Annotated in this window: 23 protein-coding genes and 1 riboswitch; of the genes, 15 read left to right on the top strand and 8 right to left on the bottom strand. The window is 66.8% G+C overall.

Annotated features, from left to right (window positions below):
- Nucleotides 1-93 precede the first annotated feature (93 nt).
- Both urtB and urtA read right to left on the bottom strand, forming a co-directional pair.
- Nucleotides 94-2028, bottom strand: coding sequence for an urea ABC transporter permease subunit UrtB (gene urtB, locus ACOI1H_RS00305; protein WP_422434712.1), 1935 nt, complete (start codon nt 2026-2028; stop codon nt 94-96).
- 80 nt (nt 2029-2108) lie between these two features.
- On the bottom strand, nt 2109-3401 hold the full coding sequence (urtA, locus tag ACOI1H_RS00300) for an urea ABC transporter substrate-binding protein (RefSeq protein ID WP_422434711.1): 1293 nt from the start codon (nt 3399-3401) through the stop codon (nt 2109-2111).
- A 431-nt stretch (nt 3402-3832) separates the two neighbouring features.
- Between urtA and ACOI1H_RS00295 the strand changes: the two genes are divergently transcribed.
- Nucleotides 3833-4819, top strand: a complete 987-nt coding sequence (locus ACOI1H_RS00295; RefSeq protein ID WP_422434710.1) for a glutathione S-transferase family protein — start codon at nt 3833-3835, stop codon at nt 4817-4819.
- 28 nt (nt 4820-4847) lie between these two features.
- Here ACOI1H_RS00295 and ACOI1H_RS00290 read toward each other — a convergent pair whose 3' ends face one another.
- Complete coding sequence (locus ACOI1H_RS00290) at nt 4848-5261, bottom strand: response regulator (RefSeq protein ID WP_422434709.1); 414 nt, start codon at nt 5259-5261, stop codon at nt 4848-4850.
- A gap of 144 nt (nt 5262-5405) precedes the next feature.
- Here ACOI1H_RS00290 and ACOI1H_RS00285 point away from each other — a divergent pair, with 144 nt between their 5' ends.
- Genes ACOI1H_RS00285 through ACOI1H_RS00270 form a run of 4 tightly spaced genes read left to right on the top strand, consistent with a single transcriptional unit; the run spans nt 5406 to nt 8847 of the window.
- A complete protein-coding gene (locus tag ACOI1H_RS00285; protein WP_422434708.1) occupies nt 5406-5816 on the top strand; it encodes a DUF1636 family protein in 411 nt (136 codons plus the stop codon).
- Nucleotides 5813-6748, top strand: coding sequence for an aminotransferase class I/II-fold pyridoxal phosphate-dependent enzyme (locus ACOI1H_RS00280; protein ID WP_422434707.1), 936 nt, complete (start codon nt 5813-5815; stop codon nt 6746-6748). Before ACOI1H_RS00285 ends, ACOI1H_RS00280 begins: the two co-directional genes overlap by 4 nt.
- Nucleotides 6745-7644, top strand: a complete 900-nt coding sequence (cbiB, locus tag ACOI1H_RS00275; RefSeq protein ID WP_422434706.1) for an adenosylcobinamide-phosphate synthase CbiB — start codon at nt 6745-6747, stop codon at nt 7642-7644. The genes ACOI1H_RS00280 and cbiB overlap by 4 nt, the downstream gene beginning before the upstream one ends.
- A gap of 48 nt (nt 7645-7692) precedes the next feature.
- On the top strand, nt 7693-8847 hold the full coding sequence (locus tag ACOI1H_RS00270) for a lytic murein transglycosylase (protein ID WP_422434705.1): 1155 nt from the start codon (nt 7693-7695) through the stop codon (nt 8845-8847).
- A gap of 144 nt (nt 8848-8991) precedes the next feature.
- Here ACOI1H_RS00270 and ACOI1H_RS00265 read toward each other — a convergent pair whose 3' ends face one another.
- On the bottom strand, nt 8992-9384 hold the full coding sequence (locus tag ACOI1H_RS00265; protein ID WP_422434704.1) for a hypothetical protein: 393 nt from the start codon (nt 9382-9384) through the stop codon (nt 8992-8994).
- Nucleotides 9381-12836, bottom strand: coding sequence for a chromosome segregation protein SMC (gene smc / locus ACOI1H_RS00260; RefSeq protein WP_422434703.1), 3456 nt, complete (start codon nt 12834-12836; stop codon nt 9381-9383). Before smc ends, ACOI1H_RS00265 begins: the two co-directional genes overlap by 4 nt.
- A gap of 212 nt (nt 12837-13048) precedes the next feature.
- On the opposite strand from smc, the gene ACOI1H_RS00255 reads away from it, so the two are divergent.
- The 4 genes from ACOI1H_RS00255 to ACOI1H_RS00240 all read left to right on the top strand — a co-directional run bounded on the left by ACOI1H_RS00255 (nt 13049) and on the right by ACOI1H_RS00240 (nt 16316).
- On the top strand, nt 13049-13765 hold the full coding sequence (locus ACOI1H_RS00255) for a class I SAM-dependent methyltransferase (protein WP_422434702.1): 717 nt from the start codon (nt 13049-13051) through the stop codon (nt 13763-13765).
- Nucleotides 13766-13783: 18 nt separating this feature from the next.
- A riboswitch (cobalamin riboswitch) is annotated at nt 13784-14020 on the top strand.
- A gap of 33 nt (nt 14021-14053) precedes the next feature.
- Entirely contained in the window at nt 14054-14722 is a 669-nt protein-coding gene (locus ACOI1H_RS00250; protein ID WP_422434701.1) for an energy-coupling factor ABC transporter permease, read from the top strand.
- A 77-nt stretch (nt 14723-14799) separates the two neighbouring features.
- The gene (cobW, locus tag ACOI1H_RS00245; RefSeq protein WP_422434700.1) at nt 14800-15867 is read left to right on the top strand and encodes a cobalamin biosynthesis protein CobW; all 1068 of its coding nucleotides are present in this window, start codon (nt 14800-14802) and stop codon (nt 15865-15867) included.
- On the top strand, nt 15864-16316 hold the full coding sequence (locus ACOI1H_RS00240) for a GNAT family N-acetyltransferase (RefSeq protein WP_422434699.1): 453 nt from the start codon (nt 15864-15866) through the stop codon (nt 16314-16316). The genes cobW and ACOI1H_RS00240 overlap by 4 nt, the downstream gene beginning before the upstream one ends.
- Before the next feature lie 11 nt (nt 16317-16327).
- Here ACOI1H_RS00240 and ACOI1H_RS00235 read toward each other — a convergent pair whose 3' ends face one another.
- Complete coding sequence (locus tag ACOI1H_RS00235; RefSeq protein ID WP_422434698.1) at nt 16328-16573, bottom strand: hypothetical protein; 246 nt, start codon at nt 16571-16573, stop codon at nt 16328-16330.
- A gap of 65 nt (nt 16574-16638) precedes the next feature.
- On the opposite strand from ACOI1H_RS00235, the gene cobN reads away from it, so the two are divergent.
- The 6 genes from cobN to bluB all read left to right on the top strand — a co-directional run bounded on the left by cobN (nt 16639) and on the right by bluB (nt 23131).
- Nucleotides 16639-20319 carry a cobaltochelatase subunit CobN gene (gene cobN, locus ACOI1H_RS00230; protein WP_422434770.1) on the top strand — a complete coding sequence of 1227 codons (3681 nt, stop codon included), beginning with the start codon at nt 16639-16641 and terminating at the stop codon, nt 20317-20319.
- Between the two features lie 289 nt (nt 20320-20608).
- Nucleotides 20609-21055: a GNAT family N-acetyltransferase gene (locus ACOI1H_RS00225; protein ID WP_422434769.1), complete on the top strand. Its 447-nt coding sequence runs from the start codon at nt 20609-20611 to the stop codon at nt 21053-21055.
- Nucleotides 21056-21292: 237 nt separating this feature from the next.
- On the top strand, nt 21293-21694 hold the full coding sequence (locus ACOI1H_RS00220) for a GFA family protein (protein ID WP_422434697.1): 402 nt from the start codon (nt 21293-21295) through the stop codon (nt 21692-21694).
- Nucleotides 21691-22299, top strand: a complete 609-nt coding sequence (gene cobO / locus ACOI1H_RS00215) for a cob(I)yrinic acid a,c-diamide adenosyltransferase (RefSeq protein WP_422434696.1) — start codon at nt 21691-21693, stop codon at nt 22297-22299. Before ACOI1H_RS00220 ends, cobO begins: the two co-directional genes overlap by 4 nt.
- A gap of 1 nt (nt 22300) precedes the next feature.
- Nucleotides 22301-22495: a hypothetical protein gene (locus tag ACOI1H_RS00210; RefSeq protein ID WP_422434695.1), complete on the top strand. Its 195-nt coding sequence runs from the start codon at nt 22301-22303 to the stop codon at nt 22493-22495.
- Between the two features lie 12 nt (nt 22496-22507).
- The gene (bluB, locus tag ACOI1H_RS00205) at nt 22508-23131 is read left to right on the top strand and encodes a 5,6-dimethylbenzimidazole synthase (RefSeq protein WP_422434694.1); all 624 of its coding nucleotides are present in this window, start codon (nt 22508-22510) and stop codon (nt 23129-23131) included.
- A gap of 75 nt (nt 23132-23206) precedes the next feature.
- Here bluB and ACOI1H_RS00200 read toward each other — a convergent pair whose 3' ends face one another.
- Both ACOI1H_RS00200 and ACOI1H_RS00195 read right to left on the bottom strand, forming a co-directional pair.
- Nucleotides 23207-24841 (bottom strand): thiamine pyrophosphate-binding protein, encoded by a 1635-nt coding sequence (locus ACOI1H_RS00200; protein WP_422434693.1) that lies wholly within the window; start codon nt 24839-24841, stop codon nt 23207-23209.
- Between the two features lie 71 nt (nt 24842-24912).
- On the bottom strand, nt 24913-25308 hold the full coding sequence (locus ACOI1H_RS00195; RefSeq protein WP_422434692.1) for a VOC family protein: 396 nt from the start codon (nt 25306-25308) through the stop codon (nt 24913-24915).
- Nucleotides 25309-25312 lie beyond the last annotated feature (4 nt).

The raw sequence follows: 25312 nt of genomic DNA, 5'->3' as shown, positions 1-25312 counted from the left end.
GGGACAGCCCCGTCGCCATTGTCGCTTGGACCAAAGGCGCAACACTGGCGCGCCCCGGGACATTTTCGACCAGAAGAAGGGGGGACATGCGCATCAGTCCGCCGCCGCCCGGCCGTTTTGGGCGACGATGCCCTTGGGACGGAACTGGATGAACAGGATGATGAACAGCACCATGTAGGTCTGGGCGGCGAGAGTGTTGGAGGGATTGAGGAACTCGATCCCCTTTTGCAGGAAGCCGATGAGGGTGGCACCCGCCAGCGTGCCCCAGACGTTGCCGACGCCGCCGACGACGACCGTCATGAAGGATTGAACGATGTAGTCGGCCCCCATTTCCGATGTGACCTTGGCGTAAAGGCCGATGGCCACGCCCGCGATGCCCGCGATGCCGGAACCGAGACCGAAGGTCAGCATGTTGATGCGGTCCGGGTCGATGCCCATGCTGGCCGCCATGCCGGGGTTCTGGGTGACGGCGCGCACTTCCAGCCCCAGCCGCGTGCGTTTCAGGATGAACAGGATCAGGCCGAGGAACAGCAGCGCCAGCACGAAGATCGCGATGCGGATGTAGCTGATTTGCACGACATCGGACAACACCAGCGCGCCGTCGAGCCAGCCCGGCGAGGTCAGCGGACGGGCCTGCGTGCCGAAGATGTTCTTGGCCAGCTGTTGCAGCGCGATCGAGATGCCGAAGGTCGCCAGCAACGTTTCCAGCGGGCGGTGGTAGAGGTGGCGGATCACCAGGCGCTCCATCGTGACACCGGCGGCGAAGGTGACGGCAAAGGCCACGGGCAGGGCCACGATCAGCGACAGCGTGTAATCCGGCACGACCTGCTGGATGACATAGCCGGTATAGGCCCCCATCATGATGAACTCGCCATGCGCCATGTTGATGACACCCATCACGCCAAAGGTGATGGCCAGGCCGATGGCGGCGAGGAAGTAGATTGATGCCAGCGACAGGGCGTCCAGCGCCAGATCTGCGAAACGTTCGGCGGCGACCCGCGTCTCGACCGAGGTGAGGGCAGCACGTGCGGCGTCGGTGATCGCGGGGTCGTCCTCGACATAGACCTCGGCAAAGGTATGCGCCGCGATGGCGTCGGCCTGTCCCTGGTCAGTCAGGCGCGGCGGCACGGTGCCCGCGGCGGCGAGCGTCGCATACGCACGTTCGCGTGCGGCGGCGTTACCCAGTTGCGCCAGCGGCACGTCGCCCACGCGGCCGTCGACGATATTGGCGGCCAAGGCGTCACGGATCGCCGGCGCGGGTATCGCGGGCGGTGCAAGGTCGGCGGCGATAAGGCGATCGTAGGCTTCCGCCTTGGTCAGGCCGTCGCCGACGGTCAGGATGCGGGCGACATTGCCGGTGGGGGCGGTCGTGGCGACCTCTGACCGGGTCGTCAGGATCTGGTTCAGCACCGCCCGCGCCTCGATCGTGGTATCCTGTGCCAGGCTGTCGATCGCGGCGATGCGGTCGGCCGGATCGGGTGCAAAACTGGCCGACAGGAAATTCGCAAGTTGGATCTTGCGGGCCTTCAGCGCCGGGTCCGGTTCACCCTCGATCGACCCGAGCAGGGGGGCGAGCTGCTCGGCGTCGGGCCTGCGAGCCAGGCTGTCGATGGCCGACAGGCGGCGCGCTATGTCGGGATCGGTCAACTGGAATTGCACCAGTGCGGTCCCGATCACACGCCGCACGCCGCCGTTGGGCCGCAATTCGGTGTGGCCGGCCTTTGGCACCGTCGTCTCTTCGCCCGTGTCGATGTCGGTCAGGGTCAGGTCATTGCCACTGGCTGCGCCGTAGAAGAACACACCATCCGCATCGCGTTGCCAGACGCCCTTGTCCGTCCAGCGTTCGAGGAAGGTCGGCACCTGCGGCAGACCAGAGGCGATCATCGCATCCAGCGGCGCCGCAACGCTGCCGCGCGACGGGTCCGCGATTTCCGCAGCATGGGTTTGCAGGATCGGTTGGAGGTCCTGCGCCGCGGCGGACTGGCCCAGGCAGACCGCAAGGATGATCGTGGCCAGAATGTGCCGCATGTCGGTCTTTCGTTGAAGGATCAGGGGATGCAGGATCAAGGCGGGCGCGGGAACCATCCCCGCGCCCGCCTGTCAGCGGCCTAGTAGTTGGAGGTCAACTGCACGCAGGTCTCGGTTTCGGTGTTGTACATCCCGCACTTCAGATCCTTCCAGTCGGACGTCAGCACGGCGCTTTCCGGCAGGAAGTCGGTCCAGGCGTCGCCCGGCACCGGCTCGGTCTGGCTGATGACGTCGAACTGGCCGTCGGCGCGAATCTCGCCGATCAGCACCGGCTTGGTCAGGTGGTGGTTCGGCAGCATCTCGGCCACGGTGCCGGTCAGGTTCGGAAAGGTCTGGCCGATCATCGCTTCCGACACCGCGTCCACATCCTTCGTGCCGGCCTGCTCGACCGCCTGCACCCACATGTTGAAGCCGATGTAATGCGCTTCCATCGGGTCGTTGGTCACGCGGGCGTCGTCACCGATGAAGGCTTTCCACTTTTCGATGAACGCGGCGTTTTCCGGCGTGTCGGCGGTCATGAAGTAGTTCCAGGCCGCGAGATGACCGACGAGGTTGGAGGTGTCGAGGCCCGACAGCTCTTCCTCTCCGACCGAGAAGGCCACGACGGGAATGTCGTCGGCGCTGACGTCGGCAGCGGCGAGTTCCTTGTAGAAACCGATGTTCGCGTCGCCGTTGATGGTCGAGATCACGCCGACCTGCTTGCCGTCCTCGCCCAGCGCCACGACGTCACCGACGATGGTGCCCCAGTCCGACTGGCCGAAGGGGGTGTAGTTGACGAAGATGTCCTCTTCCGCGATGCCCTTGTCCATCAGGTAGGCCTGCAGGATGTTGTTCGTGGTGCGCGGATAGACGTAGTCGGTACCCAGCAGGGCGAATTTCTCGACGCCGAGTTCTTCCAGAAAGTAATCGACAGCCGGGATCGCCTGCTGGTTCGGCGCGGCACCGGTGTAAAACACGTTCTTGGACGACTCTTCGCCTTCGTATTGCACGGGATAGAACAGCAGGCCGTTCAGTTCCTCGATCACCGGCAGGACGGACTTGCGCGACACGGAGGTCCAGTTGCCGAAGATCACGTCGACATTGTCGACGGTCAGCAGCTCGCGCGCCTTTTCGGCGAACAGCGGCCAGTCAGAGGCCGGGTCGACGACGACCGCCTCAAGCTGGCAGCCCAGCACGCCGCCCTTGGCGTTCTGCTCGTCGACCAGCATCAGCATGACGTCCTTCAACGTCGTCTCGGATATGGCCATGGAGCCGGAGAGCGAGTGCAGGACGCCGACCTTGATCGGTTCGGCGCAATCCTGAGCGGTGGCCAGCGTTGTCGACGCGAGCAGGGCAGCCAGTGCGGCGGTGGTTGTTCTCAGTGATGAAGTCATTCGTTTGTCCCCTGTTGACTGCCGCGCACCCTGTGCAAAAGGCACTGGTTCGGAACACGGTCACATCGTATCGAGGTGCCGCAGCAGTGATGTTGTGATCGTCGCGCGGCGGGGCGTGATCCCCCAAGGATTGTCCGCTGCGCGGCGATGATGCCGGTCTGGCAAGACGGACCCTGCGCCCGGCGTTCGTCACCTTTCCAGCGAAACAGCCCTCGCTCATTTGCGCCACGGGCTTGCCGCCTCATTTCCAAGCAACGGCAGTGACTGGCGCCACAATTTTAGGCGACACGCCAAATCAGCGCCGTCACTGCAGCACGATGGCGTCAATGGGGATGTGCAGCAGCGCAGGCCGGTGGCGCTGCCTTGCAGGGTGGCACCGCCAGGCACACGGCTTATGTCCTGAACGGAACCGAATACGAAGGGAATGGCGCATGGGCCTGTTGGTCGACGGAAAGTGGCAAGACAAGTGGTATGACACCGACGAATCGGGCGGCAAGTTCGAACGGGACGAGGCGAGTTTCCGCAACTGGATCACTGCCGACGGCAGCGCCGGGCCATCCGGCGACGCCGGGTTCAAGGCCGAGAGTGGCCGCTACCACATGTATGTCAGCTATGCCTGTCCCTGGGCGCACCGCGCTTTGGCGTTCCGGATGCTCAAGGGCCTGACCGACCACATCGGCGTCAGCGTCGTGCATCCCGAGATGCTGTCCGAAGGCTGGACCCTGTCCGATGCCTACCCCGATGCCACCGGCGACGCCCTCTTCGGGCTGGATTTCCTGCCGCAGGTGTATCTCGAGGATACGCCGGACATGACCGGACACGTCACCGTGCCGCTGCTGTGGGACACGCAGCAGAACCGCATCGTGTCCAACGAATCCTCCGAGATCATCCGGATGTTCAACTCCGCCTTCGACGACATCACTGGCAACACCGACGACTACTGGCCCGCAGACCTGCGCGAGGCGATGGCACCGATCAACGACCGCATCTATCACACGGTCAACAACGGCGTGTACAAGGCCGGCTTCGCCACGACGCAGGACGCCTATGAGGACGCGGTGCATCCCCTGTTCGACAGCCTCGACTGGCTGGAAGACATGCTGTCGCGCAACCGCTACCTGATGGGCGACCGCATCACCGAGGCCGACTGGCGGCTTTGGACGACCCTGATGCGGTTCGACAACGTCTATCATACCCATTTCAAGTGCAACCGGGCGTTCATTCGCGACTACCCCAACCTATGGGGCTTCACGCGAGAGCTGTATCAATGGCAGACGCCGGACGGGCCAGTCGCTGACACGGTGAACATGGACCACATCGTCCGGCACTATCACTACAGCCACGAGACCGTGAACCCGCACCGCATTATCCCGATCAATCCGAACCCGGATTTCGATCAGCCTCACGGTCGCGGCTAGGTATCACCGTGCGGCCGGCGCGGAACGGTCAGCGCCCCAGGGCGGCTGACCGTTCACCGTAATGGGCGACGATGGCGGTCAGCTCGTCCGGCGGCGTGGTGCGGTTCAGGGTCAGCCCCGCCGTCGCACAGTGGTTGAAGATCGATCCGTCGGAAAAGAAGCTTGCGTCGGTCACGCAGATCACGCTGGCCTGCGGATGCCGGAACGCCGCCATGTCGGCGACCGTAAGGCCGTTGCCTTCTTCCAGCACCAGATCCAGCACGACGACATCGAAGACCTGCGACTCCAGCGCCTCCAGAGCCGCGTCCGCATCGCGGCACAGTTCCACGCTCACGCCCTGCCGTTGCATGTGGCGCTGCCACACACGTCCCAGTTCCAGCTGGCTTTGCACAAGCAGGACACGCAGGGGACAGGGATGGATCGGCGCAGGCTGGGTATCCATTATTGAAGACTACACCAAGCCGTTCCCGAAAAACATCGTGAATCACGCCAACGTCGCACCCTGGGCGTTTCATGGCGCAGCCGCCTTGTATCGTCCGATGAAATCCGCTTGAAACGTGGAAACGTCGCCGCGAGGGGCAAGCGCATGACCACATGGATCACCATCTGCGACACCTGCAAGCGGGATGGCTGGGATCTGTCCGGGGCCGACCGCACCGACGGCGAAGCCCTTGCCGCCCTGATCGAGGCGGCGGCAACCGATGCGCCCGCCGTGCGGACCCGCCGCACAGCCTGCCTGATGGGGTGCAAGTCGGGCTGCAATGTCGCGGTGCAGGCGCAGGGCAAGCTGTCCTACACACTCGGAGATTTCGAACCCAGCCCCCATGCGGCAGCCGGGATCGTGGCCTATGCCACGCTGCACGCGGGTTCGGGTTCAGGGCAGGTGCCCTACCGCGACTGGCCACAGGCGATCAAGGGGCACTTCGTCACCCGTCATCCGCCCCTGCCCGAAGCGGAAACGAACGCGGAAGCCGACGCCGGAACGGACGCCGCATGAAGCCGCCGCGCGACCACGGCGGCGGGCTGGATGCGGCGATCGCCACCTTCGGCGGCAAGCGGGCCGACTGGCTGGACCTGTCCACGGGCATCAACCCCGTGCCCTACCCCCTGCCCCGCCTGACGACCGCCGCCTGGACGGCCCTGCCCGACCGCGACGCCACGGCGCTCCTGGTGCAACGTGCGCGGGCGTTCTGGAACATTCCCGCCGCCGCTGCCGTGCTGGCTCTGCCCGGCGCGTCGCCCGCCATTGCGCAGCTGCCGCGCCTGCGCGACGCCGGGCGCGTGTCGATCCCCGGCCCCACCTACAACGAACACGGTGCCGCCTTTCGCGCCGCCGGTTGGACACTGGCGGATGACGCGCAGGACGCCATCGTCGCCGTGCATCCCAACAACCCCGACGGCCTGATGTGGCAGGCCGAACAGGTGACGGCCCCCTTCACCATCATCGACGAAAGCTTTTGCGACGTGACGCCGGCCGCATCCCTGATCCGCCTGTCGGCGCGTCCCGGCACGGTGGTTCTGAAATCGCTCGGCAAGTTCTGGGGCCTCGCCGGCCTGCGACTTGGCTTCGCCATCGGCGATCCGCAGATCATCGCAGACCTCGCCGACGCGCTTGGCCCCTGGCCCGTCTCGGGCCCGGCCCTGTCCATCGGGGCAGAGGCGCTGGCCGACCCCCTCTGGGCGGACGAGACCTGCGCCCGCCTCGACCGCGACGCCGCGCGCCTTGACGAACTGCTGCTGTCCAAGGGGGCACTCGTCAAGGGCGGCACATCGCTGTTCCGCCTCTATCAGGTCGAGGACGCCGCCGCAGCCCAGGCCCATCTCGCTCGCAGCCGCGTCTGGAGCAGGGTGTTCCCCTATGCGTCCGACTGGCTGCGCCTTGGCCTGCCGCCGCCCGACGCCTGGGACCGGCTGGAGGCCGCCTTTTGACGCTCATCCTCGGCCTCCTGCTGGATGCCGTGATGGGCGAACCCCGCTGGCTCTGGTCGCGCGTGCCGCACCCCGCCGTGCTGATGGGGCGTAGCGTCGGCTGGATCGACGACCACATCAACCACGGGGCCAATCGCCGCACCAAGGGCACGCTTGCCTTCGCCCTGCTGTGCCTCGTCTTCGTAGCCTTTGGCCTTGCGTTGGCGGCGATCCCTGGCCACATCGTCGACGTGATCGTGCTGGCAGTGCTGCTGGCGCAGCGCAGCCTTGTCGATCACGTCCGCCTTGTCGCTGTCGCCCTGCGCCAGTCGCTGCCCGCAGGTCGCACCGCCGTCGCCCAGATCGTCGGGCGCGAAACGCGGTCCCTCGATGAACCCGGCGTCGCCCGAGCCGCCATCGAATCCGCGGCCGAGAACCTGTCCGATGGTGTCATTGCCCCCGCGTTCTGGTTCGCCGTCGGCGGCCTGCCCGGCCTGCTGCTCTACAAGATCACCAATACGGCCGATTCGATGATCGGCTACCGCACCCCGAAGTACGAGGAATTCGGCTGGGCCGCCGCCCGCTTCGACGACCTGCTGAACCTGATCCCCGCCCGCCTGACCGCCCTCCTGATCTGGGCGACGGCACCGCGCCGCAGCGCCCTGCCCGCAGTCATGGCAGAGGCGCCGCGTCACCGGTCGCCCAACGCCGGATGGCCAGAGGCCGCGATGGCGCAGGTGCTGGGGATCGCCCTGTCGGGTCCGCGAACCTACGATGGACAGCGCCGCGACTACCCCTTCGTCAACGCCGAGGGCCGCCGCATGGCGGGCCCCGCCGACATCGACAACGCCTGCGCCGTCCTGTGGCGCACCTGGGCGCTGGCGGTTTTCGCCGCCCTGATCCTGACGCTGTTCTAATCCGGGGCCGCGTCTGGCAATGTGCCGGAAACTTGCCAAGGACACCTCATGCGCCTCGCCCCCCTGCTGCTGACCCTCGCCACACCGCTTGCCGCGCAGGACTGCGGCGCACCCATCCCCGACTTCAAGGCCGGATTGCGGGTCGAGGCCGTGGCGATGGGCGTTCCCGCCAATACCGTCGACGCCTTTCTGGCCGACGCACGGATCGACCCCGCCGTGCTGGCGGCGGACCGGGCGCAGGGCGTCTTCCAGCTCGACTTCGTGACCTTCTCGCGCCGCCTGATCAGCACGGCCCGGATCGAAAACGGCCGCGCGATGTCCGACCGCCACGATGCCACCTTCGACGCGATAGAGGCGCAGTTCGGCATCCCCCGCGGCGTCCTGCTGGCCTTCTGGGCGTTCGAGACGGATTACGGCGCGATCCAAGGCGATTTCAACACCCGCAACGCGCTCTTCACCCTCGCCCACGACTGCCGCCGGCCCGAGCTTTTCCGCCCCGAACTCCTGGCCGCGATGCAGCTTTTTGATCGCGGCGACTTCGACCTTGCGACGACAGGTGCCTGGGCCGGAGAGATCGGGCAGGTCCAGATGCTGCCCCGCGACATCATCGCCCACGGCACCGACGGCGACGGCGACGGGCGCATCGACCTCAAGACCTCGGCCCCGGACGCGCTGATGTCGGGTGCCGCCCTGCTGTCAGCCCTTGGCTGGCGCGCCGATGAACCGGCCTTGCAGGAAATCACGGTGCCCGACACCCTCGACTGGGCGCGCACCGGGCTGAACCATCCAGCCTCCGCCGCCGACTGGGCGGCCTTGGGCGTCGCGGGCCGCAACGCGCCCCTGCCCGAGCTTGACGGCGCCGTGGTGCTGCCGATGGGGCGCAACGGCCCGGCCTTCATGGCCTACCCGAACTTCGAGATCTACTTCGAGTGGAACCAGTCGTTCACCTACGTCCTGACCGCCGCCTACTTCGCGACACGACTGGCCGGCGCACCGGTCTACGACGCCGGTAACCCCGATCCGGGCCTGTCCGGCGACCAGATGATCGCCTTGCAGGACCGGCTGACGGCCTTGGGGCACGACGTCGGCGGCAGCGACGGCATCCTGGGCGAAAAGACGCGGGAAGCGGTGCAGATCGAACAGGAACGGCTTGGCCTGCCCGCCGATGCCTGGCCCACGGCGGACCTGTTGGCGCGTTTGTAGGCACCTACAAAACCTTAACGAACAATTACTCCAACCGATTGATTTTACATAATATGTATCGCACGCGAAACATTCGTTTTGCGTTATGTATATGGGAAGGCGGCGGGGTGCCTTGGCCCGCAGGGTCAACAGCGCTGCACGGCGTCAGCGAACAGCCTCCATGCGCCGCACCCGCGTCGCGATCTGCGCGCGTTCCCGTGTCATCACGAACCGGCCCCCGGCCCCGCCGACGGTCGGGAAATGCCACAGGCCCTCGATCCGGGACAGGGCGTCATTCACCCGGCCTGCGTAATGCGGATCGTCGTCCTGATCGAAGCCGACGTAGTATTTCACGAAACGCACCTCCGCCCCGTCCCGCCCGCCGATCAACCGCGCCCGCAGGGTCGCCCCGCGATCGCTGCGAAACCCGTTCGGCTCCGTGATCATTCCCGCCAGATCGCCCCGGTCCTCGACCAACTCCACCTCGAAGGCCACGGCGGGCAGGACACGGCTGGCATAGTCGTAGCGGCCGATCCAGCGCCCGCTCAGGTCCTTCACGCGACCATCGCCTCCGCCTTCTTCAGATCGACGGAGACGAGCTGGCTGACACCCTGTTCGCCCATCGTGACGCCGAACAGGCGGTCCATCCGGCTCATCGTCACCGCGTGGTGCGTGATGATCAGGAACCGCGTGTCGGTGCGGCGGGTCATCTCGTCCAGCAGGTCGCAAAAGCGGGTCACGTTGGCGTCGTCCAGCGGCGCATCGACCTCGTCCAGCACACAGATCGGGGCAGGGTTGGCCAGGAACACCGCAAAGATCAGCGCCATCGCGGTCAGCGTCTGTTCCCCGCCCGACAACAGGCTGAGGGTCGACAGCTTCTTGCCCGGCGGCTGGCACATGATCTCCAGCCCCGCGTCCAGCGGGTCGTCGCTTTCCACCAGCACCAGACGCGCCTCGCCGCCACCGAACAGGCTGCGGAACAGGGTCGAGAAGTTGGCATTCACCTGCTCGAACGCAGTCAACAGGCGTTCGCGGCCTTCCTTGTTCAGCCCCGCGATGCCAGACCGCAACGCGGCGATCGCACCCTCCAGGTCGTCCTTTTCGGTGACAAGCGTATCGTGCTCGGTCTGCACCTCTGCCGCGTCCTCCTCGGCCCGCAGGTTCACGGCGCCCAGCGCGTCGCGCTGGCGGCGGTGGCCCGCGATCTCGACCTCGACCCGGTCCGCATCGGGCAGCGTGTCGATCGCAATGCGAAGCGATGCGAAGAGCGTCTCCGGCCCGACCTCGCGGTCCTCCATCATCCGGGCCACGGCTGCCGTGACCGCGTCCTTGGCTGCGTCGCCCCGCGCCTCGGACCTGGCCCGCGCCTCTCGCGCGTCAGAGGCCGCGCGTTCCGCTTCACGCTCGGCCAGCGTCGCGTCGCGCAACGCGGTCTCGCCAAGGGTCAGCGCATCGGCAGCGGCACCGCGCCGCGCCTCTGCCCCGTCGATGCTGTCGGAAAGCTGTTCGTGCGTCTCCGCGATCCGCGCGGGGACAGCCATCGCCTCTTCCAGTTCCGCCGCGGAGGCATCCTTGCGGGCCGCCAGTTCGTTGCTGCGCTGGCTGGCGGTATCGAGGCGCAGGCGCCAGCCGGACAGTTCTTTCGTGATCTCCTGACTGCGCTTCAACCGCGCCTCTCCGGTGCGGCGCAGTTCATCGGATGCGGCACGGCGGGCGATCATGGTCATGCGCGCCGCCTCGACCGTCATGCGGATGTCGTCGACGGTGGCGCGGGCGGTGGCAAGATCTGCGAGTCCCGCCTGTGCGGCGGCGGCGTCCTTCATCTGCGCGCGCGCGCTTTCGGCTTCCTCAACATGACGCCGGACAGCCATTTCCAGTGATTCGAGCTTGCCCGTCGCAAGGTTGCGGTCGGCCTCGGCGCGACTGGCGGCGCGCTGCGCCTCGGCCACGCGGGCATCGGCATTGCGGCGGGCGTGGCGCGCGATCTGGTCGGCCTCGGTCAAGGCGGCCAAACGGGCGGTCAGGGCGTCATGCGCCGCCACGGCCTCGCGCGCGGCGGCTTCGGCCTGTTCGAGATCGCCGCGCAGGTCGGCCAGGCGGTTCAACTGCTGCAGGCGCAGGGCCGCGGCGGATGGCGCGTCGGCGGCTCCGGCGCGAAAGCCGTCCCAGCGCCAGAGGTCGCCCGCCTGCGAAACAAGACGTTGGCCCGGCAGCAGATCGGCCTGAAGGCGCGATCCATCGGCGGCGTCCACCAGCCCCACCTGCGCGATGCGTCGTGCCAGCACGTCGGGCACGTTCACGACGTCGGACAGGGGCCGCACACCTTCGGGCAAAGGCTGAGAGGTGGCGTAGCGGGGCAAGGCGACCCAGCCCGACGGGTCCGCCTTGCCGATGGCGGGGGCCTTCAGATCATCGGCCAGGGCGGCCCCAAGCGCCGCCTCGTAGCCTCGCGCGACGGTCAGCAGGTCCAGCACCTGCCCGCCTTCGCCCGCGTCCCGGTCGACCATGCGCGACAGGGCGGCGACCTCGGACCGGAGCGCGTTCGCCTCACCCTCGGCGGCAGACCGCAGCGCGCGGGCGTCGCTTTCGCGGCCCTGCGTCGCGGCGCGGGCGGCTTCGGTTTCAAGCAGGGTTTCCTCGGCGTGCGCGGCGGTCGCGGTGGCGACCTTTTCGGCCTCGGTCGCAGCGGCAAAGGCCGATTCTGCGGCGTCGCGGGCGGTCGCGGCGGCGACCATCGCGCTGCGGGCGCGGTCGGCCTCGGCCTCGGCCCGGTCGGCGGTGCGGGTGGTGTCGTCCAGCAGCCGTTGTGCGGACTGGTGGCGGGCGGACAGGCGGGCGACATCCTCGGTCAACTGGCCAAGATCCTGTTCACGCTGGGCCAGCACCTCTGCCGCTTCGGTCGCAGCGTCCTGCGCGGCAGAAAGTGCGTCGGCGTGGCCGAGCCCCGCCTTGCCGATCTCGGTCGCTTCCCAGGTCAGACGCTGGATCGTGTCCTCGGCGTCGGCGTTCAGGCTCGCCTCGCGTGCGATGTCGCGGGTCAACTGGTCGATGCGCCGGTTCAGGGTGTCGATGGTGGCGCGGGCGGCGGCCTCCTGATCGGCCAGCTGGTCGCGCTGCACCAGCAGACGCTGCACGACGGCGGCGGCGATCGCCTCTTCCTCGCGCAGGGGCGGCAGGGCGTCGTCGGCAGCCGCGCGACGGGCGGCGGCCTCGCTTGCGGCACGCTCCGCCTGCACGGCGGTCAGCGTGCGGCTGCGGACCTCGGCCTCGGCCACGGTCAGGGCAGCATCGGCGTCATGCCAGCGCCGATACAGCAGCACGCCTTCGGCCTGCCGCAGGGCCGTCCCGATCTCGCGGTAGCGCGCCGCCTGCCGGGCCTGCCGGGCCAGCGTGCCAAGCTGTGTGGCTAACTGACCGATCACGTCGTCGACGCGGGCCAGGTTCTGTTCGGCCCCCTTCAGCTTCAGCTCTGCCTCGTGACGGCGCTGATAGAGGCCGCTGATTCCGGCGGCTTCTTCCAGGATCCGGCGGCGGCTGGTGGGTTTGGCGTTGATGAGTTCGCTGATCTGCCCCTGCCGCACCAGTGCGGGGGAATGGGCACCTGTCGAGGCATCGGCGAAGAGCATCTGCACGTCGCGGGCGCGCACGTCCTTGGTGCCGACCTTGTAGGCCGACCCGGCGTCGCGGGTGATCCGGCGCGTGATGTCGAGCGTGTCGCTGTCGTTGAACGCCGCCGGAGCCAGCCGTTCACCGTTGTCGACGATCAGCGCCACCTCGGCAAAGTTCCGTGCGGGGCGGGTCGCGGTCCCGGCAAAGATCACGTCTTCCATCCCGCCGCCACGCATCGCGGTGGGGCGGTTTTCGCCCATGACCCAGCGCAGGGCCTCCAGCAGGTTGGACTTGCCGCAGCCGTTCGGGCCGACCACACCGGTCAGACCCTCGGCGATCAGCAGATCGGTGGGGTCGACGAAGCTCTTGAAGCCGTTCAGGCGCAGCCTGGTGAAACGCATGGGGCGACGCCCTTATGATTCCCTGAGGCAGAAGAATGCCGCCGCGACGCGGTGCGAGTCAACTGCGCGGCACCGCATCTGCGGTGGCATGGCACGCTTATCCACAAGATGTTGCGATGACAGCCAGCGTGTCACGCCTTTCCAAAAGGTTAACGCAAGGCGAAGCTATTTTAACGCTCCGGTGCTAGGTCTGGGGAAATGACTGGCGAGGCATGATGGCGTTCTTCGATTTCCTGCACGATCTGGACGGTTACACGCCCGACATGGTGACGCGGATGAAGCGCCGTCACGAACGGATCGTGACTCCCTTCAGCGCAGAGCTTGCGGGCGCGCGGGTGCTGGATCTGGCCGACCACGATGGCCGGTGGAGCTATGCTCTGGCCGAACATGCCGCAGAGGTCGTGGGGGTCGAACCGCGGCCGGAGCTTGTCGACCGCTTTGCGCTGTATCCCCAGGACGCGCTGCACCGACGAGTGACGCTGGTCTGTGCCGACATCTACCGCGACCTCGACACGCGGATCGCGGCCGAAGAGACCTTCGACGTCGTGGCGCTGTTCGGCATCTTTTATCACGTCATGGACCATTACGGCCTGTTGGCGAAGGTCACGCAACTGCGGCCAAAGCTGATCCTGATCGATTCGGAGTTCATCATCGACCGCAACCCGATGATCCAGATGGTGAAGGAACGCACCGACAACCCGTTGAATGCGATTGCCCATGTGCCGGGGCAAGAGGTGACGCTGAAAGGCGTGCCCAGCACGGCGGCGATGGATCGCATGGCCGAAGTGCTGGGTCATGCCTGCGGCTGGGCCGACTGGGACAGCCTGCCCTTCGATCAGCGCGATACCGTGCGCGATTATTTCCGTGATACGAAAATGCGACGTCGCACGTGCGTCCTGCGACCGATCTCGGGGCAGTCCGGGGCTTGACGCCGCAGCCGGGCGGGGCGCACAAAGGGAGGGCAAGGTTCCCCAAGAAGGCGCAAAGCGCCGGGGATGAAACTGGGAATGTGGAAGGGGCCGATCCTGTTGCAGGAGGCCTTGTGCCACAGCCGCCCCCGCGACTGTAAGCGGTGAGCGTGACGTCGAAATGCCACTGGCGCACCAAGCGATTGGGAAACCGGGAAGGCGACGTCCCGTGCACGAGCCGCAAGCCAGGAGACCGGCCCTGCATGATGAAACCAACCCCGTCGGGTGTGACGGGAACAGGAGAGAGACATGCATATCGAACCGGGCGTCGTAACTGGCGCCAAACTGGCTCTTGGCAGCGTGACAGCTGCGGGTGCCGCCACACTCTCGGCCAAGATGGTCTGGGAAAACCTCGTGCAGCGCGGGGCAGCGTCCCTGATGGCACGATCCGCGATGGCGACCGCCGCGACGGTGGTGTTCTTCGAACTGCTGCCGCACTTTGCCGTCGGCCCGTCCGAAGTTCACCTGATCCTCGGGTCAACCCTGCTGCTGATGCTGGGCACGGCCCCCGCCGCAGTGGGTCTGGCGCTGGGTCTGCTGCTGCAAGGGCTGTTCATGGCCCCCACCGACCTGCCGCAATACGGCATGAACGTCACCACGCTGCTGGTGCCGTTGCTGGCGCTGCACGTGGTCACCAAGGCCGTCGTCGCCAAAGGCACGGCCTACGTCGATCTGACCTACACGCAGGCGCTGAAGCTGTCGGTCACCTATCAGGCCGGCGTCGTCGCATGGGTCGCGTTCTGGGTGATGTGGGGCGAAGGGGCCAGCGTCGCCACGCTGGCGTCGCTTGGCACCTTCGGGGCGGCCTACATGACCGTCGTCCTGCTGGAACCGCTGGTTGATCTGGCCGTGTTGGCCGTCGCCAAGCGGCTGAAGGCACAGGGTTCGCCTCTGCTGGACGCCCGCGTCTACGGCTGATCGCCTGACACCTGCATGACGCCGGGCCGGAGCCGTGAGGTTCTGGCCCGCATCCCTTTGACAGAACGAGTTTCATCATGGCCGCGAAAATTCCCGCCACCGTCGTCACCGGCTTTCTGGGTGCCGGCAAGACCACCTTGATCCGCCACATGCTGCAGAATGCCCAAGGCAAGCGCATCGCGTTGATCATCAACGAATTCGGCGACCTTGGTGTCGACGGCGACATCCTGAAAGGCTGCGACAGCGATGTCTGCGCCGCGGAGGACATCGTCGAACTGTCGAACGGCTGCATCTGCTGCACCGTGGCCGATGATTTCATCCCGACGATGGAGGCGCTGCTGGTCCGCACGCCGCCGCCCGATCACATCGTGATCGAGACGTCGGGCCTCGCCCTGCCGCAACCGCTGGTGCGTGCGTTCAACTGGCCCGGCCTCGCCACCCGCGTGACGGTCGACGGCGTCGTGACCGTGGTGGACGGCCTTGCCGTGACCGAAGGGCGTTTCGCCCATGACGTTGCCGCCGTGGACGCGCAACGCGCCGCGGACGATGGCCTTGACCACGAAACGCCGTTGTCGGAACTGTTCGAGGATCAGATCGCCTGCGCGGATATGATCGTCATCAACAAGACCGACCTGATGGACCCCAAGGCGGCCTCCGATCTGGCCGAGCGCCTGAAGGCCGAGGCACGTCCGGGCGTGCAGGTGATCCGCACGAGCATGGGCGAACTGCCCGTCGACGTACTGCTCGGTCAGGGTATCGGGGCCGAGGGCGATCTGGATGCCCGCCACGAGGTGCATCACCACCACCATCATGACGACGACGATGAGGACGATCATGACGACGATCACCACGAGCACGGACATGATGAATTCGAAAGCTTCGTCGTTGACCGGGCAGAGATCGCGGACCCTGCCGCCTTTGCCGCGCACCTGACCCAGGTGATCCGCGCCCACGACATCCTGCGGCTGAAAGGCTTCACATCGGTCGCGGGCAAGCCGATGCGCCTGACGGTCCAGGCGGTCGGGCCGCGCGTCGATCACTACTTCGACCAACCGCTGGGTCAGACCCCGCGCGGCGCCCGACTGGTCGTCATCGGTGAGGCCGGCCTCGATCAGACCGCGATCCGGGCGGCCTTGCAGGCATGACGATCACGGTCGATCTGGCCGATCCGCGATCGGCCGAGGGGTTGGCGCTGCTGAACGCCAGCCACGCCTTTCTGGCGTCGCTATACGCGCCGGAACACAGCTTTGCGCTGAACCCCGACCAGCTCGCGGCACCGCACATCAGCTTTTTCGTCGCGGATCGCGACGGCGAAGCCTTGGGCTGTGCAGCCCTTGCAAACCAAGGCGACTTCGGGGAAATCAAGTCGATGTTCGTGCATCCCGACGCGCGCGGAACCGGCACCGGTGCTGCCCTGATGACGACGCTGGAGGACGAGGCCCGCGCGCAGGGGCTGGGCGTCATGAAGCTGGAAACCGGCGACGACCTGTTCCCGGCGCACCGGCTTTATCAGCGGCACGGCTTTACGATCTGCGGCCCGTTCGGCGACTATGTCGAAGGACCACATTCTGTCTTCATGGAAAAGCGTCTGTGACGCCAGCAGGCTCAATCGGGCAGGTCTTCGCGGCCCTGGATGTTCTTGCCCTTCGCTTCGTCCGTGGCGGTGTCGTCGGCGGGATCGCTGGGCTTGTCCAGATCGGTCTTGCCCTGACCCTTCTTCATGCGCGACAGCAGTTCCTCTTTCGAGGGGCGCGACCCGAACGGAGTCCTGTCGCTGCCATACTGGTTGTGCTCGTGATGCCCGGGGCCTTTTTTCGCCATTTTCGGTGTTCCCTGCTTGCCGTAGTCCATGAGTCTGGTCCCCCTGCGTGGTGTGGCCTCCCCATGTGGCCTTTTGGCGCGAAAGGTCAAGCGTGATGCACCTGCTGGCCGCCAGCGCGAATGCGATCCCCGACGGGACGGAACCGGTCGATCCGGGGCAGACGCCCGCCGACGTGGTCGTGATCTCGGCCGCCGACACGGAACTCGCCGCCCTGTCAGAGGCGCGGGCCGCGATGTCGGATGCGCCATCCCTGCGCCTGCTGAACCTGATGCACCTGCAACACCCGGTGTCGGTGGACATGCATCTGGACGCATGCGCCACGCGGTCCCGTCTGGTGATCGCGCGGGTGCTGGGCGGCATCGGCTACTGGAATTACGGCGTCACCCAATATGCGGCACGCTTGCGGGAGGCCGGGGTCAGGGTCGCCTTTTTGCCCGGCGACGACCGCGACGACCCGGACCTGCGCGGGTTGTCCACGGTAACGGACGCAGATTACGACGCGCTCTGGTCCTATCTGGTCGAAGGCGGTCCGCAGAACACGGTGCAGTTCCTGGCCTGCGCAAGGGCCATCGCGGACGACACCGACCGCCCTGCCGGCCCCAGCCCCTTGTTGCGCGCGGGCGTCTACTGGCCCGGTGCCGGGTTGTCCGACCTTGCCACGGCGCAGGCGGCCTGGACCGATGGCGCGCCGGTGGTTCCCATCGTCTTCTACCGCGCGCTGGTGCAGGGCGGCGGCCTTGCGCCGATCAATCGACTGGTGCGGTCGCTGGCGCGGTCCGGCCTGAACGCGCTGCCGATCTTCGTGGCCTCGCTCAAGGACCCCCTGTCGGCGGCGACGCTGACCGAACTTCTGCGGCAGGCCCCGCCCGACGCGATCCTAAACGCGACCGCCTTTGCCGTCGGATCGCCCCATGACGGCGACGATAGCCCCGACAACCCGCTGCTGGCCAACGACGCGCCGGTCTTTCAGGTGGTCCTGTCCGGCGGGTCAGAGGCGGCATGGGCCGCGTCGCCGCAGGGCCTGTCCGCCCGCGACATCGCGATGAACGTGGCCCTGCCAGAGGTCGACGGTCGAATTCTGACCCGCGCAGTCAGCTTCAAGGGGGCCGCCTTCTACGACGCGGCGACCGAATGCCCGATCACGACCTATCAGGCGATCGGCGACCGCGTCGACTTTGTCGTGCAACTGGTAGCCAACTGGTGCCGCCTGCGCCGGACCGCCCCCGCCGAACGCAAGGTCGCCCTGATCCTCGCCAATTACCCCAACAAGGACGGGCGCCTGGCGAACGGCGTCGGCCTCGACACGCCCGCAGCGACCGTCCACGTGCTCAACCTGCTGACGCAGGCAGGCTATGCGACGACGCCCCCGGCCTGCGCCCGGACGCTGATGGACACGATGATGGCCGGCCCGACGAACTGGCTGACCGACCGCGCCGACACGGCAGGAGGAGAGGTCCTGCCCCTCGCCGTCTACAGGCAGCACTTCGAAGCGCTGCCCTGGGACGTGAAAAATCAGATCATAACACGGTGGGGCCAACCCGAGGACGATCCATTCATCTGGCAAGATAAACTCCTGCCAGAGGCATCCTACGGCTTCAAGCTGTCGATTCACCGCTTCGGCAATGCCATCGTCGCCCTGCAACCCGCGCGCGGCTACAACATCGACCCGACCGAGACCTATCATTCCCCCGACCTCGTGCCGCCGCACAACTACCTCGCGTTCTACGTCTGGATCAGGCACCACTGGGGGGCGCATGCCATCGTCCACATGGGCAAGCATGGCAACCTCGAATGGCTGCCCGGCAAGGCGCTGGCCCTGTCAGAGACCTGCTGGCCCGAGGTCGCCCTTGGCCCGATGCCCCACATCTATCCGTTCATCGTCAACGACCCCGGCGAAGGGACGCAGGCCAAGCGGCGCACCTCTGCCGTCATCGTCGACCACCTGACTCCGCCGTTGACGCGTGCGGAATCCTACGGCCCGATGCGCGATCTGGAGGCGCTGGTCGATGAGTACTACGAGGCCGCGGGCCTCGACCCGCGCCGCCTGACGCACCTGCGCGACCAGATCCTGGCGCTGTCGGACACGACAAGACTTGCGCAGGACGCGGGGCTGGCGGGCGACGACACGGACCTTGCAAAGCTCGACGCCTACCTGTGCGACCTGAAAGAAGCGCAGATCCGGGACGGATTGCACATCTTCGGTCAAAGCCCCGCGGGACAACAGGAAATCGACCTCGCCATTGCACTGGCCCGGGTGCCGCGCGGTGACGGCAAAGGCGCGAATGCGTCGTTGTTGCGGGCACTGGCGCAGGATCTTGGCCTCACACTCGACCCGCTGGACTGCGACATGGCGGCCCCCGCTGCGGAAAAGCCCGCCGCCCTTGGCGACGCGAAGGGCTGGCGCAGCAACGGTGACACGGTCGAACGGCTGGAGGCGCTGTCGCAACGGCTGCTCCGCTGCGATGAGGGACCACCGGGACCGAAGAGCGCCGCCGTCCTGCACGAGATCGCCCAGCGCATCCGCCCCGCCGTCGCCGCCTGCGGGCCTGACGAAGGCCGCTTCTTCCTGCAGGCCCTCGACGGTCGCGCGATCCCGCCGGGTCCGTCCGGCGCACCGACGCGCGGACGTCTCGACACGCTGCCCACGGGGCGCAACTTCTACTCCGTCGACAGTCGGGCCGTGCCGACGCCGACCGCCTGGACGCTGGGCTGGAAATCCGCGAACCTGCTGCTGGACGCGCATCTGCAGACCCACGGCGACTGGCCGCGCAGCCTGTTGATCACCGCCTGGGGCACGGCCAACATGCGCACCGGCGGCGACGACATCGCGCAGGCATTGGCCCTGATGGGGGTGAAGCCGACTTGGGATTCCGCCAACCGCCGCGTCACCGGCTTCACCGTCATCCCTGCCACGACACTGGGTCGCCCACGGGTCGATGTGACCCTGCGCATCTCGGGTTTCTTCCGCGACGCCTTTCCGCAGCCGATCGCGCTGTTGGACGGTGCCGCGCGGGCGGTGCAGGCGCTGGATGAACCCGCCGACATCAACCCCGCCGCCGCCCGGACCCGCGCGGGCGAGGACGGTGCGCGGGTCTTCGGGTCGAAACCGGGGGCCTATGGTGCGGGCCTTCAGGCGATGATCGACGAACGGCTCTGGTCGGACCGCGCCGATCTGGCCGAAGCCTATCTGACCTGGGGCAGCTACGCTTACGGGGCCGATGCGGAGGGCCGCGCCGCGCGCCCGGCGTTCGAGGCGCGGCTGTCCCAGACCGAGGCCATCGTCCAGAATCAGGACAACCGCGAACACGACCTGCTCGATTCCGACGACTACTACCAGTTCGAGGGCGGTGCTGCGGCGGCGGTCGCCACATTGCAGGGGCAGAACCGGCCGATCTATCACAATGACCATTCGCGCCCCGAACGCCCTGTCATCCGCACGTTGGAGGACGAGATCGGCCGCGTTGTGCGGTCCCGCGTGGTGAACCCGAAATGGATCGCGGGCGTCAAGCGGCACGGCTACAAGGGCGCGTTCGAGATCGCGGCGACGGTCGATTACCTGTTCGCCTTTGCCGCCACGACGGGGGCCGTGCGCAACCACCATTTCGATTTGGTCGAAGAGGCCGTGCTGGCCGACGACCACACCCGCGACTTCATCGCCGATGTGAACGCCCCGGCCCTGCGCGAGATTGCCCAGCGGCTTCAGGAAGCCATCGACCGGGGGCTATGGTCACCCAAGTCGAACTCTGCCCGGGCCCGGATCGCGGGACTGCTTTAGGCACCCTTGAACCTGGTTTCGTCAAGCCCGCGTGGAGCACGCGCGCCCTACCAGAAGAAGTTCGACCAACGATGGATCAGAGGCCGGCAGCCAGGGCAGCAGTGGCGATGTAACAGGTGAAAACGCAAATGACGAAGAGACGCATGGGACGGGCTTTCAGGGACTACGCGGTTGTGATCCAATGCGAGATAGACGCTTTGCGTTCCATGATATTCTGGCCAAGGGCCAACATTTGACGACAATTTTCGAAACCTCGTGCAATCCCGCCACAGGTGATGCACCGCGCCGCCTGACGTCGGGCGATCCGGCGCTTGGCCATGTGCTCGCGCTGATCCGCACCGCCTTTGCCGGAATGGACGGGCGGATCGATCCGCCGTCGTCGATGCACCGCCTGACGCTGGCCGATCTTGACATGCCGACGGTCGAGGTCTGGGCCATCGGCGCACCTCCTCTGGCCTGCGTAGTGCTGACGCCGCAGGCCGACACGCTTTACCTGGGCAAGCTGGCGGTGGCGCAGGCGGCGCAGGGCCAGGGGCTGGCCCGTGTGCTGGTGGACAAGGCGGTGGACCGCGCCCGCGCGCTGGGTCTGCCCAGCGTGACCCTGCAGGTTCGGGTCAAGCTGACGGGCAACCATGCGGCCTTTGCCGCGATGGGCTTTGAAGAGGTCGCACGGACGGCGCACCCGAGATTCGACAGGCCGACCGCCATCACCTTTGCCCGCGCGGTCGACGCCTGATCGCACATCTGACCGTCTTGCTGGTCTGTCAGCAGCCGGGAGAGGCGCCATCCTGTTCGCCCGCACGCGGCTTTGCTATTGTGGCGTCGCACGCCATGGCATCGGCACGGCGGGGCATTTTAGGTGCGCGAGACGGCAGGTGCATTGGCGGCTATTGGCATGGGCCTGAACGCGCTGCTGACCGCACTTCCGGCACCCTTGCTTGCACACTGGTTAAGCGGGGCCTACTAATTCCGCATGGACTCCACGACCGACACACCCACATTGACCGGCCACTGCCTGTGCGGTGCAATCCTCTTTGCAGCCACGCGGCCGTTCAACTGGGTCTTGCATTGCCACTGCGAAAGCTGCCGCCGGGCCACCGCCTCGCCCATGACGACCTTCGTCAGTGTGCCGAACGGGCAATTGCGCTGGACCGGAACGCCCGCGATCTTTGCGTCCTCGCCCGGGGTGACGCGGCAGTTCTGTCCGACCTGCGGCAGCCCCGTATCCTACGCCTATGCGGACAAGCCGCATGAAACGCACATCTATGCCGCCCTGCTGGACGAACCCGACGCCGTGACGCCCGAAGGTCACGACTTTGCAGTAGAGGCGATTGGCTGGATGCACCCCCTTCCCGCAACGAAAGACATGCCATGACCGACGACCCCGACCGCCACGCGATGAAGATGGCCAAGAAGAAGGCCGCACGCGACAAGATCATGGCGACCAAGACCGACAAGAAGGGGCTGGTGATCGTCCATACCGGCAAGGGCAAGGGCAAGTCCTCCGCCGCCTTCGGCATGATCTTTCGCTGCATCGCCCACGACATGAAATGCGCCGTGGTGCAGTTCATCAAAGGCGGGATGAGCACCGGCGAACGCGACCTGATCCTGGCGAAATTCACCGACATCTGCGCCTTTCACACGATGGGCGAAGGCTTTACCTGGGAAACGCAGGACAAATCCCGCGATACGGAAATGGCGCAGGCCGCCTGGGCCAAGGCCAAGGAGCTGATCCGCGACGAGACCAATACCATGGTCCTGTTGGACGAAATCAACATCGCGATCCGTTACGACTATGTCGACATCGCAGAGGTCGTGGCCTTTCTGCGGGACGAGAAGCCGCCCATGACCCACGTCGTCCTGACGGGGCGCAACGCCCACGACGACCTGATCGAGATTGCCGATCTGGTGACCGAAATGGAACTGGTCAAGCATCCTTTCCGGTCCGGCATCAAGGCGCAGATCGGCGTGGAATTCTGACGTGCTGATCCGGGTGGGCACGGCCCGGCGCGAGGTGGGCGATGGCAGCTACCGACCCTATTCGGCTGACCTGCTGTCGGACACTGGCGGCCTGGCGCTATTCGGCACCTTCATCGAAACGCTGCCGCCCGGCTCTGTCTCGTCCACGCTGCCTGACGGCACGGTGACCCGCACCGCATCCTCCCACGGTGCCTGAAGGTCCGACCCGATGCGCATGACCGCCACCCACCGCGACGCGTTGGACAACCTGCTGCGCTGGCGGCGCGACGTGCGGCACTTTCGCCCCGACCCGATTCCGCAGGACCGGCTGGACCGGTTGCGGGATGCAATGGACATGGCCCCGTCCGTCGGCAATGCCCGGCCCTGGCGCGTGATGCAGGTCGCCTCGCCCACCCTGCGGGCCGCCGTCGTCGCGAATTTCGAGGAAGCCAATGCCGAGGCCGCCGCGCACTATGCCGACGACCGCCGCGCCGCCTACGACCGGCTAAAGCTGGCGGGGCTTCGTGAGGCTCCGGTGCATCTGGCGATCTTCACCGCGCGCGATCCGGGCGAAGGGCATGGCCTTGGCCGCCAGACCATGCCGCAGACATTGGCGTTTTCGACCGTCTGCGCGATCCACGGCCTGTGGCTTGCGGCGCGGGCGGACAACATCGGGGTCGGTTGGGTGTCGATCCTTGATCCCGACCTGCTGCACGCGACCTTGAACGCACAAAAGGACTGGGATTTCACCGCCTACCTGTGCCTCGGCCTACCCGCCTCCGACGACGACACCCCCCTTTTGCACCGCACCGACTGGCAGGCGAATACGGCGACCTGCTGGCAAAGGGTCTGACCTTCTTCTGGTCGAAAATATCCCGGGGTCCGGGGCAGAGCCCCGGCTGCTTTGATGTTCGGGACAAATCGCCCACTATGCCAGCGATGCACCCGGCGACAGGACACGGGCGTCCAGCCGCACCTCGATCACGGCGACGGTGCCTGCCCCGCTCGCCTGCGCGAAGACGTCCGCAAACTGGTCCTGCCGGGTCACGACCGCGCCGAAGCCGCCATAGGCGCACGCCAGCGCCGCGAAATCCGGGTTGGCCAGCACGGTGCCGGACACGCGGCCCGGATAGGCGCGTTCCTGGTGCATGCGGATCGTGCCGTAACGCCCGTTATTCATCACGACGACGATGGGTGCCGCACCGTGCTGCACGGCGGTCGACAACTCGTTGCAGGTCATCTGGAAACAGCCGTCGCCGGCAAGGCAGACGACCGTGCGGTCGGGATGCTCCAATGACGCGGCGATGGCTGCCGGAAAGCCGTAGCCCATCGACCCCGACGTAGGCGCAAGCTGCGTGCCGTGCTGCTTCCATGTGAAATAGCGGTGCAGCCAGGCGGCGTAATTGCCGGCCCCATTGGTCAGGATCGCGTCAACCGGCAGATTGTCCGACAGCCAGCGGATCACCTGCTCCTGCTTCACGTCACCGGGGCTTTCCACCGGGGTTTGCCAGTGGTCATAGTCGGCGCGCGCCGGCGCCACGGCCTCCGCCCAGCCAGTCCATCCGTCCTGCCGCGACAGCGCGTCGCGCAGGGAAAGCATTGCCACGTCGCCGGGGCAGACGACGCCAAGGGTCGGGCCATAGACGCGACCGATCTCGTCCGCGTCGGCGTGGACATGCAGGATCGCCTTGCCCGGACCCACGGGGTCGACGAGGGTATAGCCCTGCGTTTCGATGTCGCCGAACCGCGTGCCGACCAGCAGCAGACAGTCGGCATCGCGCACCCGTTGTGCCAAACGCGGGTTCACGCCGACGTTCAGATCCCCGGCAAAGCAGGCGTGACGGTTGTCCATGTAGTCCTGCCGGCGGAACGCCGTCGCGACGGGAATCCGGGCCGAAGTCGCGAAATCCGCCAGCGCCGCGGCGGCCTGCGGCGACCAGTGCGGCCCGCCGACGACCATCAGCGGGGCCTTCGCTTCGGCCAGCCGCATCAAGAGGTGATCCCAGAGGTAGGGTGCGGGTGCCGCAGGCGTGCGCCATGTGCCGGTGAAATCCGGCACATCGGCCTTGGCGCTGAGCATGTTTTCCGGCAGCGCCAGCACGACGGGGCCGGGCCGGCCCGAGAGGGCAAGCCGAAAGGCGCGGGCGATGTATTCGGGCAGCCGCGCGGTGTCATTGCACTGGAACACGCCCTTGGCGAGGCTGCCGAACATCGCCTTGTAGTCGACCTCCTGAAAGGTCTCGCGGTCGGTGTGACCGCTGTCGATCTGGCCGACGAAGACCACAAGCGGCGTGCTGTCCTGTCGCGCCACATGCACGCCTGCACTGGCGTTCGTGGCCCCCGGACCGCGCGTCACGAAGCAGACGCCTGGCAGCCCCGTCAGCTTGGCATGCGCCTCGGCCATCATGGCGGCACCACCTTCCTGACGGCAGACGACGTTCTGGATGTCGCTGTCGTAAAGCCCGTCGAGGGCGGCCAGAAAGCTTTCGCCCGGCACGGAGAACACCCGCCGCACGCCGAGTTTCACCAGTTGATCGCTGAGAATCCTGCCGCCGTGTCGCATCAAACCGTCCCTTTCGTGGTCCCGTCGCACCATGTCGCGGCAGCGACGGATGGGCAAGCGGGGTCGGTGGGTCAGATGCGGGTCGCGACCTCGATCAGGTTGCCGTCCGGGTCGCGGATGTACAGCGACAGGATCAGCCCTCTGGCCCCCGTGCGGCGGACCGGCCCCTCGATCACCGGGACGTTGAGGGTCGTGAAATGCGCCTGCCAGTCGGACAGGTCGGCGTCGGTCAGAAAGCACAAATCGGCGCTGCCAGGGGTCGGGTGCAGGGCCTTGGGATCGAAAGGCCGGTCTGCGGGATGCAGGTTGATCTTTTGTGCACCGAAGGTCAGCGCGGAACGCGTGGACCCGTCCGATGGGGTGAAGGTCTGTGCCGTCATGCCAAGGACATCTTCGTAGAATGCGACTGTCGCCGCGATGTCGGCCACGGTCAGCACCAGATGGTCGATCGTCGTCAGTCTGGGCATTTGC

Origin of the sequence: Loktanella sp. DJP18, assembly GCF_049310965.1 — a bacterium.
Lineage (GTDB): Bacteria > Pseudomonadota > Alphaproteobacteria > Rhodobacterales > Rhodobacteraceae > Loktanella.
Note: the sequence above shows the minus strand (reverse complement) of the source record. Positions and strands in the feature narration are given on the sequence as shown.